The 16,275-nt window shown below is 41.8% G+C and carries 14 protein-coding genes; 12 read left to right on the top strand and 2 right to left on the bottom strand.

Annotation, left to right across the window (positions count from 1 at the left end; genetic code table 11):
- Positions 1-8: 8 nt before the first annotated feature.
- The 7 genes from pyrD (at position 9) to rmf (ending at position 8,510) form a co-directional block, all read left to right on the top strand.
- Positions 9-1,019 (top strand): quinone-dependent dihydroorotate dehydrogenase, encoded by a 1,011-nt coding sequence (gene pyrD, locus BCU12_RS14900; RefSeq protein ID WP_102405047.1) that lies wholly within the window; start codon positions 9-11, stop codon positions 1,017-1,019.
- Between the two features lie 215 nt (positions 1,020-1,234).
- Positions 1,235-1,777 carry a cell division protein ZapC gene (locus BCU12_RS14895; RefSeq protein ID WP_102405046.1) on the top strand — a complete coding sequence of 181 codons (543 nt, stop codon included), beginning with the start codon at positions 1,235-1,237 and terminating at the stop codon, positions 1,775-1,777.
- Positions 1,778-2,245: 468 nt separating this feature from the next.
- The gene (gene rlmKL, locus BCU12_RS14890; protein WP_102405045.1) at positions 2,246-4,372 is read left to right on the top strand and encodes a bifunctional 23S rRNA (guanine(2069)-N(7))-methyltransferase RlmK/23S rRNA (guanine(2445)-N(2))-methyltransferase RlmL; all 2,127 of its coding nucleotides are present in this window, start codon (positions 2,246-2,248) and stop codon (positions 4,370-4,372) included.
- Positions 4,373-4,384: 12 nt separating this feature from the next.
- On the top strand, positions 4,385-4,627 hold the full coding sequence (locus tag BCU12_RS14885; protein WP_102405044.1) for a glutaredoxin family protein: 243 nt from the start codon (positions 4,385-4,387) through the stop codon (positions 4,625-4,627).
- Positions 4,605-6,521 carry an ABC transporter ATP-binding protein gene (locus BCU12_RS14880; protein WP_102405043.1) on the top strand — a complete coding sequence of 639 codons (1,917 nt, stop codon included), beginning with the start codon at positions 4,605-4,607 and terminating at the stop codon, positions 6,519-6,521. Before BCU12_RS14885 ends, BCU12_RS14880 begins: the two co-directional genes overlap by 23 nt.
- Before the next feature lie 3 nt (positions 6,522-6,524).
- On the top strand, positions 6,525-8,171 hold the full coding sequence (locus tag BCU12_RS14875) for a DUF3466 family protein (protein ID WP_102405042.1): 1,647 nt from the start codon (positions 6,525-6,527) through the stop codon (positions 8,169-8,171).
- A gap of 165 nt (positions 8,172-8,336) precedes the next feature.
- The gene (rmf, locus tag BCU12_RS14870) at positions 8,337-8,510 is read left to right on the top strand and encodes a ribosome modulation factor (protein ID WP_102405041.1); all 174 of its coding nucleotides are present in this window, start codon (positions 8,337-8,339) and stop codon (positions 8,508-8,510) included.
- 133 nt (positions 8,511-8,643) lie between these two features.
- On the opposite strand, the gene fabA is transcribed toward rmf, so the two are convergent.
- Positions 8,644-9,162 carry a bifunctional 3-hydroxydecanoyl-ACP dehydratase/trans-2-decenoyl-ACP isomerase gene (gene fabA, locus BCU12_RS14865; RefSeq protein ID WP_102405040.1) on the bottom strand — a complete coding sequence of 173 codons (519 nt, stop codon included), beginning with the start codon at positions 9,160-9,162 and terminating at the stop codon, positions 8,644-8,646.
- Between the two features lie 65 nt (positions 9,163-9,227).
- A complete protein-coding gene (locus BCU12_RS14860; protein WP_102405039.1) occupies positions 9,228-10,880 on the bottom strand; it encodes a Lon protease family protein in 1,653 nt (550 codons plus the stop codon).
- A gap of 159 nt (positions 10,881-11,039) precedes the next feature.
- Here BCU12_RS14860 and matP point away from each other — a divergent pair, with 159 nt between their 5' ends.
- From matP to BCU12_RS14830, 5 genes are all read left to right on the top strand, one after another.
- Positions 11,040-11,489 carry a macrodomain Ter protein MatP gene (matP, locus tag BCU12_RS14855; RefSeq protein ID WP_102405038.1) on the top strand — a complete coding sequence of 150 codons (450 nt, stop codon included), beginning with the start codon at positions 11,040-11,042 and terminating at the stop codon, positions 11,487-11,489.
- 18 nt (positions 11,490-11,507) lie between these two features.
- Complete coding sequence (locus tag BCU12_RS14850) at positions 11,508-11,819, top strand: DUF3634 family protein (protein ID WP_102405037.1); 312 nt, start codon at positions 11,508-11,510, stop codon at positions 11,817-11,819.
- A gap of 778 nt (positions 11,820-12,597) precedes the next feature.
- The gene (locus BCU12_RS14840) at positions 12,598-14,466 is read left to right on the top strand and encodes a methyl-accepting chemotaxis protein (protein WP_102405035.1); all 1,869 of its coding nucleotides are present in this window, start codon (positions 12,598-12,600) and stop codon (positions 14,464-14,466) included.
- Between the two features lie 433 nt (positions 14,467-14,899).
- A complete protein-coding gene (locus BCU12_RS14835; protein ID WP_102405034.1) occupies positions 14,900-15,688 on the top strand; it encodes a transporter substrate-binding domain-containing protein in 789 nt (262 codons plus the stop codon).
- Between the two features lie 221 nt (positions 15,689-15,909).
- Entirely contained in the window at positions 15,910-16,155 is a 246-nt protein-coding gene (locus BCU12_RS14830; protein ID WP_198599341.1) for a hypothetical protein, read from the top strand.
- Positions 16,156-16,275 lie beyond the last annotated feature (120 nt).

Raw genomic sequence — 16,275 nt, 5'->3', positions numbered from 1 at the left:
GAGGCACAATGCTTTACCGTCTAGCCAGAACTGGCTTTTTCCAACTTGATGCCGAAAAGGCACATGATCTTGCAATTCAAAATTTCAAACGTGTAACGGGTACACCACTCGATCTACTTTACCGCCAGCAGCTACCAGCTCGAACCGTTGAGTGCATGGGTTTAACTTTTAGAAACCCTGTAGGGCTTGCGGCCGGTTTGGACAAAAATGGTGAGTGTATCGAAGCTTTCGATGCAATGGGTTTTGGATTTGTGGAGGTTGGTACTGTTACTCCTCGTCCTCAATCAGGAAATGATAAGCCAAGATTGTTTCGTTTAGTCGAAGCGGAAGGGATTATTAACCGAATGGGCTTCAATAACCTGGGTGTGGATAATCTTGTTGAAAATGTTAAAAAGGCCAAGTACAACTGTATTCTAGGTATTAACATTGGTAAAAACAAAGATACGCCAATCGAAAATGGTGCCGAAGATTACTTGATCTGTATGGAGAAGGTATATCAGTACGCAGACTACATTGCCGTTAATATCTCTTCACCAAACACACCTGGACTGCGCAGCCTTCAATATGGCGAAGCGCTTGACGAGCTATTGTCTGAGTTAAAAACGAAACAAACAGAACTTGCCGAGAAATACAGTAAATATGTTCCGCTAGCTTTAAAGATCGCACCTGATCTGAGTGATGATGAGATTAGCCAAATCTGTGAGTCATTGCTTAAGAGTAAGATCGATGGCGTGATCGCAACGAATACCACATTAGATCGTTCTATTGTCGAAGGTATGAAACATGCGAATGAAGCAGGTGGTTTGAGTGGTCGCCCAGTACAAGCTCGAAGTACAGAAGTTGTTCGTCGTTTGCACGAAGAATTGGGTGACAAACTTCCGATCATTGGGGTAGGTGGTGTTGACTCTTACGTGTCTGCGAAAGAAAAATTAATGGCCGGCGCTCAACTTGTTCAAGTCTATTCTGGCTTTATTTATCATGGGCCAAAGCTCGTTCAAAATATTGTGACTAATTTATAAATCGATTGGCTTCATGTCTTATAGAAATCACAACGAATAGATGACGTTGTCACTTTATTTTCTGTGCATCTATAATCAGCGTCTAAGAGGGAATGAGAAATCATTTCCTCTTTTTTTTTATTGATTCACTCGTAGAATTATTCTAATCAAGAGCAAAAGGTAAGTAGGCTAACTACTTAATCTGTTGATAATTCGTACAATTAGAGAGTGATACGATGCTTAAACCCAGCGACAAATGGACTTGGTACTACGATGACAAGGAAAGCAATCTTATGCTGGACCTTGGTGATGATATCGTGTTCAAAACCAATTTACCTAGAAAACTTCTAGTTGATTGTGCTGTTGGTATTAACGAATTTTCTGTTGATGATGCTTCTGCATTTCAAACATTTAAAGAACAAATCTGTCTACTTCCTATCAGTGAGCCACGCCAAGCTGAGCTCGCTCTATACTGTGTCGCAGCGAAACGTTTTCATAAACCAGTACAGCCTAAGAGTTGGTTTTTCGACTCTCAGCATGGCGACTGCACGCCTTGTGAAGGAGACATCGTAAGATTAACGAATCAGCATAGTGATGGCTATTTCATTATCTTAGAAGTGGGTGAGTCAGCTAGTCTGATCGCATCTATCGATATCGATGCATTTTCGTTGACTTCATCAAAACATCTTGTCTTTGGTCAGGCTATAAAAGTGATGCATGACCGTATGGCGTTGGCCAATTCCATGTTCCAAACGACACCGATTGCTTTAGTCGGTTAGTTAAAATTTGTTCCTTTACGTTTTTTATCGGCTTATGGCCGATTTTTTTTGCCTTTAAAACCTCCTTTACCTGCCTTAATGTGACCCAAACTGTCTCATCAATAGTGAACCAAATCGATTATTTCAATTTATTTTGCCTCTATTCTTAAAGTAAAAAGGGCAATATAGGCTGATTTTTCCACATTTATTCCTATTTTAGGGAGAAATGTAATCTAATTACACGCAAAAACCCATTCTGGTATAGTCCAAAACTCATGCGAATAAGTATTCACTACTGTCTTAAGCCAGATAAATAAAGGGAAGCGGTTCTAAAGCGATTTTGATGACTTGTAAGAAAGCTCAATGACAAGAACTGATTCAAATTTGGACAGTTAAAGCAAAGAAACTAAGAAATTTATCGGAACAACTGATCAATAAATCGATAGTCAGGTATAATGCGGGGTCATTTTTTAATAGTTAAAGAGCACTATGCATCAATATCTAGCAGTAACCTCAAACGGCCTTGAAAATTTACTGGTTGAAGAGCTAATCAAACTAGGCATTCAGAACCCGAAACCTGTTCAAGCAGGAGTAAAGTTTAAAGCGTCCACTGACCAAATATATCGTTGCTGCCTATGGAGCCGATTGGCTTCAAGATTCGTTCGTGTTCTTGCTGAATTTACGTGTAATGATGATATGGACCTGTACTTATCAGCCACGGCTGTTAATTGGGTCAATCATTTCCACAGTTCTAAGAAATTTGTCGTTGATTTTAATGGTACGAACCGAGAAATTCGCAATAGCCAATACGGCGCGATGAAAGTTAAAGATGCCATCGTAGACTGCTTCACTAAAAAGAACCTACCAAGACCTTCGATCAGCAAAGATCAAGCCGATCTTCGTGTTCACGTTCGTCTTCATCGTGATAAAGCCATTCTCGGAATTGACATGGTAGGCGGCGGCTTGCATCAACGTGGTTACCGCCCTGAGTCCGGTCGAGCACCACTACGAGAGACATTGGCTGCAGCCATTATCCTTAGAAGTGGCTGGGACGCATCAACAGAATTCTTAGACCCAATGTGTGGTTCAGGCACTCTAGTCATAGAAGCGGCTATGATGGCAGCGAATATTGCCCCTGGTATCAAGCGTCAGAAATGGGGTTTTGAGTCCTTAGAAGACTTTGAACCTGAGCTATGGACAGAGGTTAAAACGGAAGCTTCTGTTCAATCCCGTCGTGGTGTCAATAAAATTGACTGTAAGTTCTTTGGTTTTGATAACGATGAAAGAGTACTTAGAACAGCGCGAGATAATGCCCGACGTGCAGGTGTTGAAAGCCTCATTCAATTTGAGTTGTCTGATGCCGCTGAGTTGAAACGCCCAGAAGGGTTTGAATCAGGCGTAATCGTGTCCAACCCTCCTTATGGTGAGCGATTAGGTACGCATCCTGGTTTGATTGCGCTCTATACTGCCTTTGGTGCTCAATTGAAGAGTGAATTCGGGGGTAGCAAAGCATCAATATTCTCTAGTTCTGAAGAGCTATTGGCTTGTATACGCATGAGAGCGGACAAAACATACAAGTTGAATAACGGTGCGTTACCGTGTCACCAAAAGAACTATTCGATCTCTGCTAAACGATCAGATTCTGTTGATACGAGCAAAGAAGCGGTAGTGATTGCGCCAGACTTTTCAAATCGATTGAAGAAGAACATTGGAAAGATAGGTAAGTGGGCTCGTAAAGAGCAGTTAGAGTGCTACCGTATTTATGATGCTGATTTGCCTGAATACAATGTAGCAATAGATATATACCTTGATCATTTAGTCATTCAAGAATACGCCGCGCCGAAAGATATTCCGGAAGAGACCGCAAAGCGCCGATTAACGGATGTCATTAGAGCTGCTATTGACGTAACAGGCATTGAGGCGAACAAAGTCGTACTCAAAGTTCGAGAGAAGCAGAAAGGGCGTTCACAGTATCAAAAACTAGGTCAACAATCTGAGCGACTAGAAGTTCATGAGTATGGCGTGAAACTCATAGTGAATCTTCATGATTACCTCGATACTGGTTTATTCTTGGATCATAAGATCACACGACGTAAGCTTGGTGAGATGGCCGCTGGGAAAGATTTCTTAAACCTATTTGCTTACACCGGTTCTGCAACTGTTCATGCTGCTTGTGGCGGTGCGAAATCCACAACAACGGTCGATATGTCTAATACTTACTTAGAGTGGGCGAAAGACAACATGACACTGAATGGAAAGGTTGGACGTGAGCATAAATTTGAGCAAGCCGACTGTCTTAAATGGTTAAGTCACTCCGATAATCAATATGATCTTATCTTTATCGATCCGCCTACGTTCTCAAACTCTAAACGTATGGAGCAATCATTCGACATCCAGCGTGACCATATTCAGTTAATGACCGACTTAAAACGATTATTGAGAGAAGAGGGCACGATCGTGTTTTCCAATAACAAGCGCCACTTTAAGATGGACGTTGATGCATTGAAAGAGCTGGGCTTACACGCGAAAAATATTTCGTCTTCAACGTTGCCTCTGGATTTTTCGAGAAACAAACACATCCACAACTGCTGGTTAATCACGCATTTAAACAACTAGTTAGGAAGAGACTTGATAACACTCTACAGCACCGAAGGTTGCCATCTATGTGAGATGGCACATCAGCTTTTATCAGCGTGTAATTTAGAAAGTGATATTGAAATTGTTGATATTGCTTTTGATGAAACACTTTTTTTACGTTACGGGGTCACTATACCAGTGGTTAGATTCGAACAATCTGAACTTAATTGGCCTTTTAACTCACAAGAATTAAGAACTTGGTTGGATAAAAATGGCATTACTTACCATTCATAATGGATTATTAGCTTTTGGTGATCACCCTTTACTTGATCACTCAGACTTTGCGCTTCAAGAAAATGAAAGAGTTTGTTTAGTAGGCCGCAATGGTGCGGGTAAATCTACATTAATGAAAGTGCTGTCCGGTAACGTAATCATGGATGATGGGAAGTTGACCATCACACAAGATGTTGTCGTATCACGCTTAGAACAAGATCCACCAAGAAATGAAGAAGGCACTGTCTTCGACTACGTATCTGGTGGCTTAGCTGAAGTCGGTGAGAAGCTTAAGATCTACCATGATCTTCTAGATCTTATGGCAACTGATCCAAGTGAATCAAATATCAATAAGTTGGCTCGCATTCAAGATCAACTCGACCATGCTAACGCATGGCGATTTGAAGACCGAATTAAAAACGTTCTTGCGTCTTTGAATTTGGACGAATCGACTAAACTGACGGACCTTTCAGGCGGATGGCAACGTAAAGCCGCGCTTGCTCGTGCGCTAGTCAGTGATCCTGATGTCCTTCTTCTTGACGAACCGACTAACCACCTTGATGTGACAACCATTGAGTGGCTAGAGAATTATCTAAAAGATTTTCGTGGTTCTATTATCTTCATTTCGCATGACCGGGCGTTCATCAAATCGATGGCCACACGAATTGTTGATCTCGACAGAGGAAAACTAAACTCATTCCCTGGTGATTATGAGAACTACCTTGTCGAAAAAGAAGAACTTCTGCGTGTAGAAGAGATGCAGAATGCAGAATTTGACAAAAAGCTTGCTCAAGAAGAAGTTTGGATCAGACAAGGTATTAAAGCCCGTCGGACGCGTAATGAAGGTCGTGTACGTGCGCTTAAGAAGCTTCGTGAAGAGCGTGGCAACCGTCGTGAGGTTCAAGGTAAAGTTAACCTTAATATCGATACTGCAGCGCGTTCAGGTAAGATTGTATTTGAAGCAGAAAACATCAGTTATCAAATTGAAGGAAAACAGATCGTTTCTAACTTCAGCTTTAATATCATGCGTGGAGATCGCATCGCGCTGATAGGACCCAATGGCTGTGGTAAGAGTACGTTACTTAAACTGCTGTTGGATAAACTGAAACCTGATTCCGGTCGCCTACATTGTGGTACTAAGCTTGAAGTCGCTTACTTTGACCAATATCGTGAAATTCTTGATCCCGAGAAGTCAGTTATTGATAACTTAGCCGATGGTAAACAAGAAGTCATGGTTGGTGGTAGAGAACGACACGCCCTTAGTTATTTGCAGGATTTTCTCTTTGCCCCTAAACGAGCGCGTACTCCAGTTAAGGCTCTGTCTGGTGGCGAAAAGAACCGCCTATTACTCGCTCGAATTTTCCTCAAGCAGAATAACTTATTAATTCTTGATGAGCCAACCAACGATTTAGATATCGAAACTTTGGAACTTTTAGAAGATTTGCTTGCCAACTATCAGGGTACGCTTCTTCTTGTCAGTCACGATCGTCAGTTTGTCGATAATACGGTGATGACAAGTTGGATCTTCGAAGGGGATGGCGTTATTGAGGAGTTTGTTGGGGGCTATCACGACGCTCAGCAACAAAGAACGCAAGTTAATAAAACTCGTTTGACGCAAAAACCAGCGGAACCAAAGAAAGTAGTTGAGGAAACTCCCAAAAAGACAATTTCAAAGGCTAAACCGAAGAAGTTATCTTATAAGCTGCAAAGAGAATTGGAATCCTTGCCAGCGCGCTTAGAAGAGTTAGAGCAAGAAATTGAAGAATTACAGACAGTAGTCAATGATCCCAGCTTCTTTACTAAGTCTATCGATGAGACTCAAACAACATTAGATAAGCTCTCTGCTACTGAGCAGGAGTTAGAATCCGCTTTCGAGCGATGGGAAGAGCTCGAAGCTATGCAACAGGAAAGTTAAATTTTGAGAAGTAATAAAGTATTTAAATTGTCTTCTATAGCAGCAACCGTTTTAGCTGCGACAACTGCAAACGCAGCTTTGTATACTATTGAAGAAGTTCAACCTGTGGGTATTGGTTCTGGTGAGTACGCGAAAGCCTATGGTGTGGCGATTGAACCAGGTAATAAGCAGGCAAGTGCATTAGGTTGTTTTGGCGATGCATGTTCTAGCAGTGAATATGTCCTAGCTGGTGAAACCCGACAAACTGTGGACGGTTTAAGTTATAGAGAAGAAGCGCCGTTTGCGATGGATAGAGGCTTTAGTTATATCCAAGAGTATGATGACTTTAAGAACTACTGTTATCGTGAACTTTTGTATTCAACGTGTGAAACTTGGGCTAACGAACATTGGGCTCCGTGGGACGCTGAAAGAAATGGTAGTACTACCTCTAATGCGTTGGCATTTGTCGAAGGCGGAACTTATACGAATAAGTTTAATAATGTCATTAATAGTTTAACTTCCGGCAAAGAAGCCGTTGGTAACCAGAGCATTGCTGGTGGGACTCGCAACGAAATTGTATCACCTGTCACTCAAACCGGCAGTGCTTCTAACGGAGACTGGAAACAGGGTAGAGCGTGGGCTGTTGATTCTACGGGTACGTTTTCAGTGGGTAGCATAGCGAAATCAGCTGCAAACGATCAAGGAACTCATCACTCATCCAAGGCCGCTATCTGGCGCGCTGGCGAAGCACCTGTTGAACTTGATTGGCCAAGCAATTTAGAGAAAGATGGTGAATTACTCGCGCAAGGCAGTATGCGAGATATTGCCATTAGCGGCACGAATATCTATGCAGTTGGCTATAACACCTATGGTGATGACAACTATTATGATGCGTCTATCTTCGTTTCCACAACGGGTTATGTGACGAAGGATGATTGGACTACTCGTGTGATCTCTGGCGCTCAACAGCGTATAAGTGGCGACACTATTCATAGTAATTCTGTCGCAACAGGAATTAACAACAATTTGTTGGCAATTGGTACTGCTAAGCGAAGCGGGTATTTCCCTCAAAATGGTGCTGCTGGAAACCTACTATTTGTCACTGATGCAAGTCAGACTTCACCGTCAGCAACCTTCCTTTCTGGTGGGATCTTCTTTAACGGCGCTGGTGGTAAAGCCGGTGCGATTAACAACTATAACGAAATAGTTGGTCAAATTGACGCTGAGGATACTCGTGAGAATAAAGGTAAGCCACGTCGTCTACGCGGCTTTATTTATCCGTACAGCTTTACAAACACCGATACAACTCGAGCAGCGATTTTTGAAAATAAAGCCCAGTATCTTGATAATCTTACCAACGATGACAATGCAACGGGTCATGCGAACCAATACCGCATAATTGACGCTACAGATATCAACGATGCAGGTGTTATTTCTGCAACCGCGATTAAATGTACCGGCGGTTATGACAATACGACTCATAACTCTTATTGTGGTGGTGGTAATACAACGGAAGAAACCGTTGCTGTTAAGCTCATTCCGATACAAGGCGCTAACAGCGCCAATATTCAGCCTCGAGGTATTGAAGAACCAGTGGTAGAAAGGAAAGGTGGAAGCATAGGTTGGGCCATGTTTGCATTATTTGGCTTGGTTTACCTGCGTAGAAAATAGGTTAAATTGTAATCTGTAGCACAGCGTCACACTTTTGATGCTGTGCTTTTTTTTTTCTTGAGAAAAGGATCATTTTGATCGAATCTTTATGTTGGAGTAACAAAAACTCCATTGAAGTTTAATAGTAGTAGTTTAGACACCATGTTCATGTATGAGGACGACACTATGAAGAGACAAAAGCGTGACCGCCTAGAAAGAGCTCAATCTCAAGGCTATAAAGCAGGATTAAACGGACGTTCGTCTGAAAACTGCCCGTATCAACAAATGGATACGAAGTCTTACTGGTTAGGTGGGTGGCGCGATGCCAGAGACGACAAGCAAGCTGGTCTGTATAAATAACTTCTTTCCACATACAGAGTACAGAAAAGTTAGCCCCATAAGGGGCTATATAAACATACCTTAATGCACTATAACTAAATATTTCATTACAAAAAAGCGACTCCACTAAGTCGCTAATTTATAAGTCTACGAATTAGAACGATGAGGTATCTTGGAAAAGACCAACTTTAAGATCTTTTGCTACGTAAATCTCTTTACCATCAACAAGTACTCGACCATCAGCAACACCCATGACTAAGCGACGATTTACAACGCGCTTCATGTGGATTTCATAGGTAACTTTCTGAGCTGTCGGTAGGACTTGGCCTGTAAATTTAACTTCACCAACGCCTAAAGCACGGCCTTTGCCTTTGCCGCCAACCCAACCTAGGTAGAAGCCAACAAGTTGCCACATGGCATCTAGGCCTAAACAACCAGGCATTACAGGGTCACCTGGGAAGTGGCAATCAAAAAACCAAAGGTCAGGAGTAATATCTAACTCAGCGACAACTAAGCCTTTACCGAAGTCACCTTCAGTTTCTGACATTTTGCTAACACGGTCCATCATAAGCATGTTAGGAGCGGGTAGTTGAGGGTAACCAGGGCCAAATAATTCACCTCGGCTTGAGGCTAGTAGGTCATCACGGTCGTAAGAATCACGTTTGTTTTGCATTTTATCAATACTCCAATTTCTGATAGGTGCATGTTAGTGAACAGGTGTACGCTAAACAACTCCGATCAGTATGATGAGAGCCAGTTTTTGAACCGCTCAACAATTCCTGGCGGATGTTCAAGTCTTTCAAAGTTTTCAATGCGTTCAGCGATTTTGCTGATGACACTATCGTCATCATCACCTCTAAAAGGTTTATCCATTAAGATAGGTACGGCTTCGTCGACATTTGATACCGGCCAAATGTGAAACTCGCCAGATTTAATACTCTCTATTACTGCTTTTTCCAAAGCTAAATGCTTCAAATTAGATCGAGGTAAAATAACACCTTGATTGCCAGTGAAGCCTTGGTGTTTACATACGTGGTAAAAACCTTCGATCTTTTCGTTGAGTCCGCCGACCGCTTGTACTCGCCCGAATTGGTCAACAGCGCCAGTGACTGAAATCTCTTGGTTAATAGGGTATTCAGACAAAGCGCTTACAAAGCAACATAGCTCTGCAAGAGATGCACTGTCGCCATCAACTTCACTGTATGACTGTTCAAATACCAGTGAAGCAGAATAGGGTAATGGTTCGTCTAGCTGCAATGCGCTGCTAACAAAGGCTTGCATTATCATCATGCCTTTTGCATGGAGATTACCCGCTAAATCAACTTTGCGTTCTACGTCTGAAACGTCGCCATCACCAAAGTGTATAACACAAGATATACGAGCTGGCTCACCATACGATAAAGGGTGGCCTGCCACATCAATAACGGTGAGCGCATTTACCTGACCAATGTGATGGCCACTGGTTTCAATGATGACTTGACCATCAAGAATATCGGACAAAGCTCGCTCTGGCAGGTAAGACTCTCTGTACTTTTTGTTTACAATGGCGCTATCAAGATCATCAAATGAGATTGTTTGATCGTTGGATATTAGGGCTGATTCTTGAAGGAGCGCCAAATGCCACATTAAGCAAATAGGGATATATCCTTGATCTTCGGTATAGCGAGCTCCAGCGACCAATAAGCGTTCAATTGATGAAGATGTCAATGAAGGAAGCGAGTAACTTTCCGTTATCCAGTTAAGGTAGCCCAAGTAAAGTTCTATGTTTTCGTGAGAGACGGGCAGTTCGAGTTCTAATTCGCTAAATAAGCAAAGCCCTGAATGAATGTCGGCATCCAAATAGTCAATTTCAGCTAACTGCTCTCTATCACCAACAATGACAATCTTAAGGTTGTAATGCTTTTCTATCTTCACACTTAGTTCATGTTTCGTGTCCATGTTAAGTGGTGAAACACTTTGGCCTAAAACCGCTGACTTTACCTTTAACCAACTTCTAGGGTTTGCAAGAATGAATGTCGCAGTGAGAATTAGGTAGCCGTTATTTGCGTTGTCTAGCAAACCGGGAATTTGTTGAACGAGCTCGCCATTTTCTGCTTTATATTGGCCAAAGACTGCTGAAGGGTTGAGCGTCTCGCTGTAGATCACAGAGCTTGGCGTTTTACAGTTATCTTTTATCTGTTTTGCAATTAAATTGCGATACAAGGCGTTATCAGGTGCGTTAATCATCATCACCCTTGAAACACCTGTGAGGCCAATAAATTGATCAATTGCTCCGGATAAGCGGTTTTGTGTCTCCATAAACGCTTTGCTTTGTATAGAAGATAGGCCTTCAATAGTTTGTTTATAAGCGTCGTATTGTGGCGTAACCGCGCGCCAGATTTCTTGATTCATTCATTGCCGTCGTATGACTGATAAAGGGTTGAAAATTGTAACGTAAAAGGGCATTTCGGCATAGATAAAACGATCTTTCTCTAGAATTTAGAGCAAGATAATTGTCAAAAGGTGTAAGTAGAGTTACGCTGTCACCATATTGAACCTAGGGATAGAATAATGAAGTATCAGCAGCTTGAGAATTTAGAGTGTGGTTGGAAGTGGCAGTATCTAATAAAGAAGTGGAAAGAAGGTATCTCTATTACTCGGTATATTGACTCTAGTGAAGAGCAAGCGGCTGTTAACGCACTTCGAGATTTAGAGCATGAACCCACCCTGGTACTCGATTGGATCGAAGAGAATATGTCTCTTGAGCTTGATAACAAAATGAAGCAAGCAATTAGAGCCAAGCGTAAGCGCCATTTCAATGCAGAACAATTGCACACCAAAAAGAAGTCCATTGATTTAGACTATCGCGTTTGGGAAAAGCTTTCTTATAGAGCAAATGAGTTAGGTTGCACATTATCCGATGCGATTGAATACCTTCTTACTGAAGCGTCTCGAAGTGAAAAGGCAAGCCAAACAGTTAATGATTTGAAACAGGATTTGAACAAACTATTGTCCAATTAAATAAGTGAGGGGGAAGCGATGTTATACGTAGTTTTGGTTGCAGTAATACTTGTATTTTGGCTAGTCGCGGTTGATAGACCAGTGCTTAAGGTTACCTTTATAGCGGGTAAGATCTCTAAGGTGAAAGGGCATTTCCCCGCTAAGTTTCGGAATAATGTTGAAGAAATAGCGAGTATCGTGCCATTTGATGGGTCGTTTAAAGTTTATCAGCAGCGTACAGGCACTAAGCTGAAGTTTTCCGATGCCGTTCCTAAAAAAGTCCAACAGAGAATTCGTAACGTTTTTCCGCATCAGGGGTTCAAGAATACCTCGAGTAATAAGCGTGCTTAATGTTAAACATCGCGGTTACATGAGCTAACCTGACCGATCTCAATTTTCATACCTATCCATCCTGCCTTTTAACTCATGATGATAAAGTGCCTCATTGGAGGCCTTTATGAAGTTAATAAATTTAGTATTTCTTTGTTTTCTGGTTAGCGTCAGCTCATATGCTCAAGACGATTCGGATTACAATTCCACAGCAAGAAAAATTAAGAACCAACTATCAAAGCAGTTGCGAAAAATAGACTTTGAGAATAATCAGTTTTGCGACCTCATACTTGAAATGAAACAGTCGGGTAACTATGTTTCAATTCGTCGAGTAAGCGGGACAGGCAGTTCATTTATTTGTCGTGAAAGTAAAAAGCTTCTTAACAAGAAAAAGAAGTACCGCTATTCAGATTCTCAAAAATACTTACACATTCATATTGCATCTAAAAACCTGTAGATAAAACCAGTCAACTCTCTGATAGCGGAGTTTCTCTGATCCTAACACATTCAGGAATGAAACTAATTGAGGCGGATGGCTAAAGATAAATGAAAGAAACTAAGGACTTAAAACGCTAAATACTGTGCGAGATACCTCAGCAAGGGACCAGTTTTTCTCAGAACTTATTCGTCATTCTCCACAGCCCATTCGTCAGATGTTTCGAATTTATCGCAAAACTGTAAGCAGAAGATAAACCTAACTCAAATTAATTTCCCCCAAATAGCCTTTAGAACTGGATAAATCGATGTTTTTAACTATAAAAGTATAAATAGCGATCAAAAATTCAACTAAGGGATAGTCATGAAATTTAGCCATAAAATTGTCGCGGCCTCATCTCTATTGCTTCTGGTGACTGTTTCGGCACTCACTGCTAAGCAGTACTTCACGATGCAAAATGAACTCAAGCAGCAAGTGGAGGCGAGTGTTACAGAGATAGTCGATGGTGTTAGGAACACAGTGGCGGCAGAGATTAACGGCGGAAAAGCTATCGCTGCCTACGCAACCAGTATGATCGAGTCGGATCTCACTCCAGGAAGAATTGAGAACGTCATTACACGTCCTATCGTAAAAGACACTTTTTTGCTTGCTGGATTAGGTTTTGAAAGCGATGGTTCCAATATTAATAACGACCCAAACTGGAACCCAGGCCCAACATGGGACCCTAGAGCGAGACCATGGTACAAAGATGCCAAAGCAGCAAACCGATTGATTATAACCGCTCCTTATGCAGATTCAGCGACCAGTGAAATCTTAGTCTCTATTGCAACACCGGTTAATGATAACGGGCGTTTTATTGGTGCGATCTTTTATGATGTGTCTCTAGCTCGACTTGCTGAGTTGGTTAACCAAGTACAACTCTTTAATGCTGGGTATGTATTCATTGTGGCTGGGGACGGCACAACCATCGCGCATCCAGATTCCGATAAGAATGGTACACCAATGTCTGATTATATGCCGAATGTGAGTATTCTCGATCAGCCTCAACATATCACACTCAATGATACAGCGTACTCACTTGATTTTTCTGCTGTCCCTGGTGAGAACTGGCATGTTGGCGTCGTGCTGGATGAAAGTATTGCTTATGCTTCAATCAATGATCTACGTAATAGCTCTATTGTTTACACCCTTGTCGCGCTGATAGTAAGTATCGCTTTGCTACTCGTACTGATTAAAACATTAATGAAACCTTTGGACGTGCTAAATACGGCAATCCAAGATGTGGCGTCAGGCGAGGGGGATTTGACCCAACGTTTAGATACGAACACTGACCAAGAGTTTTCTAAGCTGGCAACGGGCTTTAATACGTTTACTGGAACGCTACAGCAACTGATCAGTCAGTCGAAGGCGATTGGAGTGGATATATTGAGAGGATCCGAAACGACATCGAGTGGTTTGCAACAATCCGCAAGCGCAATGCAAGACCAGCTTCATGAACTAGAACAACTGGCAACCGCGATGCATGAAATGGCGACGACATCAGCGGATGTAGCCTCAAACGCTCAAGGCGCGGCATCTGCCGCTAAAGTAGCCGATGATGCCACGGTTGATGGAACGTCTGTCGTGAATGACACAACAGGCGCCATTGACGAGCTATCAACCAGAATTGATGAAGCGGTATCTGAAGTGCAGGTTCTTGAATCAGCAACGGACAATATTGAGACCATCCTTAAAGTCATCAACGATATTGCCGATCAAACCAACTTGCTTGCTTTGAATGCCGCCATTGAGGCTGCACGTGCAGGAGAATCTGGTCGCGGATTTGCTGTTGTTGCTGACGAGGTAAGAACGCTTGCTCAACGAACTCAAGAATCGACAACTGAGATTCGTAATATGATTGAGCAACTGCAAGCAGGGGCGAGCTCGGTATCAAATGCGATGAACCAGAGTAAGGAAACGGCAATCAATGCGGTGGCACGTGCTCAGGAAGCTAATGGTGCGTTAGGTAGGATACGTGAAGCTATACAACAAATCAGCGACATGAATATTCAGATTGCTTCTGCTGCAGAAGAACAAAGTCTCGTTGCTGAAGAAATTAACAATAATACAGTTAAGATTAAGGACCTTTCTGTTCAAGTGTCTGACGCGGCATCCAATGCTAATGACGCTATGCTAGTACAAACAGAAAATGTTCGAGAGCAGGACGCTATTTTGAATAAATTTATTGTCTAACACTTAGGAAATACGTGAATACCTTAATTGTTAAGATCGCCTAGAATAATGACTCGCCACTCAGCGAGTCATTTTTTATTGGTAAAACTGAAACTAAATCTGAAGCAAGACAGAGATAGAAAGCTGAGGGACTCCTGATCAGCAGACAGATGAGCGGCATAAACCAATTAGTCGTTTAATCGTATTCGCTCAAGTGTAGTAGGGCAATGAATACGGTTTGTTCTGCTTTCTATCGATAAAGGCAAGCAAGCTTGCTGGCAATATACACGCTAATTGATGAAATCAGCAGGGTATTTTTTGAGTAAAACCTAAGTCAATCCTGACCCAAATAGACACGAGAATAACGTAGGTTGTTGGCTTATGTACAAAATAGAAATTACAACTGGTTATTACACTATACTTTTGTTTGTGTTCTCGCTTTAAGAGTATCTTGATGAAAAGCAGTCTATTAATGATTCTTTCTTTGGCCTATGCTCCTGTCGTTTGTGCAAAGGCGACGCCCGTTACTTTGTATTTCGATCAAAACTTCCCACCGTATAGCTACAAGTCGGGAGATAGTTTGGTCGGTATTTATCCGAGTTTAGTGCGAAGTGTTGTGCAAGAAATGACGGGGTTCGACGTGACGTTGGAAGCGATACCGTGGAATAGGGGGTTAATGCTAATGGAACATGAAAAAGGGTTTGCTTTAGCACCAATCTATTACCTTCCTGATGAACGCCCATTCATTGAGCCTTACTCTGAGCCTTTGGTTAAAGAAAAGGTTTCCGTTTACTGCCATGAATCAGTGGTTAGTGAGTTAAAACAGCCTATTATATGGCCACGTAGTTTTCATGGGTTAAGTGTGGGTGTAAACACAGGGTTCAATTTAGGCGCGCCTGATTTTTGGAAAGCTGTGGAAGATGGCCATATAAAAGTACAAACCGCCAAGAGCCCAGAAGCCAATATCATGATGCTTTATGAAAGGCGAAATGACTGCTATCTGCACGTTGCTCTTTCTGTTGAATGGACAGTAAAAGAAATGCTAGTGAAAGGTACGATTGAAAGTGCTGATTGGTTGGTATTGACAAAAAATGTAGATGAAGAATTTGGGTATATCGGCTATCGCGCTGGTAACGCAAATTTGCCATATAAAGATGAGTTTGTGGAAATGTTTAATGGCGAGTTTTTAAAACAAAAACAAAGTGGCTTGCTAGATGAAATAATAGAGCCTTACTTTAATTGATGTCCGTATTACGTATTTAGGCTGTGGTAACAAGAATCGCTAGTAAGCCACAGTGGGTAAAATACTAGTAAGTTTGAAGAAGTAAATTTCAAGAGCCTAAATTGAAACCGTAAGGTTCTAATTGAGATGTAGCAAATGATTTAATTCAAATAGTTAGGATAGTCTGAGTTTACTCAAAGAGGTCTTAATCATGAGTGAAGTTGGACAAGAACTAGTTAAAGGTGCTTGGTTATCGAGACGATACCAACCAAGTTCAATGCATGGTGTCGAATGTCGTCGGTTTAAACTTTAAAGAAGTAAACGAACTGGCAGACAATGAGTTCTTAATCGGCGAGTGGTTTATGTCAGTGGCCAATGCAAAACACAACGTTAAGATCCATGGGCCATACGAGACAATGGAAGATGCAATGGAGTATGCACGTAAAAACTTCGGCGTAACACGCTTTAGAATGGACGAATGGGACTAGAAACAGCCCAGATAAGCTCTATATCTAAGTGCGTATTATGTATATTATGTTAAATATTGAGTGAGTGTAATGTTGTACACCACCTCTTTTTCAATGTTTTCATTGAACATAAATTATTTA

Source organism: Vibrio sp. 10N.261.55.A7, assembly GCF_002877365.1.
Taxonomy (GTDB): domain Bacteria; phylum Pseudomonadota; class Gammaproteobacteria; order Enterobacterales; family Vibrionaceae; genus Vibrio.
The sequence above is the reverse complement of the archived record's forward strand: the minus strand, read 5'-3'. Positions and strand labels throughout refer to the sequence as shown.

What these genes read in the sequence shown, in the direction of transcription:
- BCU12_RS14840 (WP_102405035.1), top strand. Translation starts at nt 12,598, where the DNA reads ATGAAATTTAGCCATAAAATTGTCGCGGCCTCATCTCTATTGCTTCTG.
- BCU12_RS14895 (WP_102405046.1), top strand. Translation starts at nt 1,235, where the DNA reads ATGCTTAAACCCAGCGACAAATGGACTTGGTACTACGATGACAAGGAA.
- rmf (WP_102405041.1), top strand. Translation starts at nt 8,337, where the DNA reads ATGAAGAGACAAAAGCGTGACCGCCTAGAAAGAGCTCAATCTCAAGGC.
- BCU12_RS14835 (WP_102405034.1), top strand. Translation starts at nt 14,900, where the DNA reads ATGAAAAGCAGTCTATTAATGATTCTTTCTTTGGCCTATGCTCCTGTC.
- BCU12_RS14860 (WP_102405039.1), bottom strand. Translation starts at nt 10,880, where the DNA reads ATGAATCAAGAAATCTGGCGCGCGGTTACGCCACAATACGACGCTTAT.
- pyrD (WP_102405047.1), top strand. Translation starts at nt 9, where the DNA reads ATGCTTTACCGTCTAGCCAGAACTGGCTTTTTCCAACTTGATGCCGAA.
- rlmKL (WP_102405045.1), top strand. Translation starts at nt 2,246, where the DNA reads ATGCATCAATATCTAGCAGTAACCTCAAACGGCCTTGAAAATTTACTG.
- BCU12_RS14880 (WP_102405043.1), top strand. Translation starts at nt 4,605, where the DNA reads ATGGCATTACTTACCATTCATAATGGATTATTAGCTTTTGGTGATCAC.
- matP (WP_102405038.1), top strand. Translation starts at nt 11,040, where the DNA reads ATGAAGTATCAGCAGCTTGAGAATTTAGAGTGTGGTTGGAAGTGGCAG.
- BCU12_RS14850 (WP_102405037.1), top strand. Translation starts at nt 11,508, where the DNA reads ATGTTATACGTAGTTTTGGTTGCAGTAATACTTGTATTTTGGCTAGTC.
- fabA (WP_102405040.1), bottom strand. Translation starts at nt 9,162, where the DNA reads ATGCAAAACAAACGTGATTCTTACGACCGTGATGACCTACTAGCCTCA.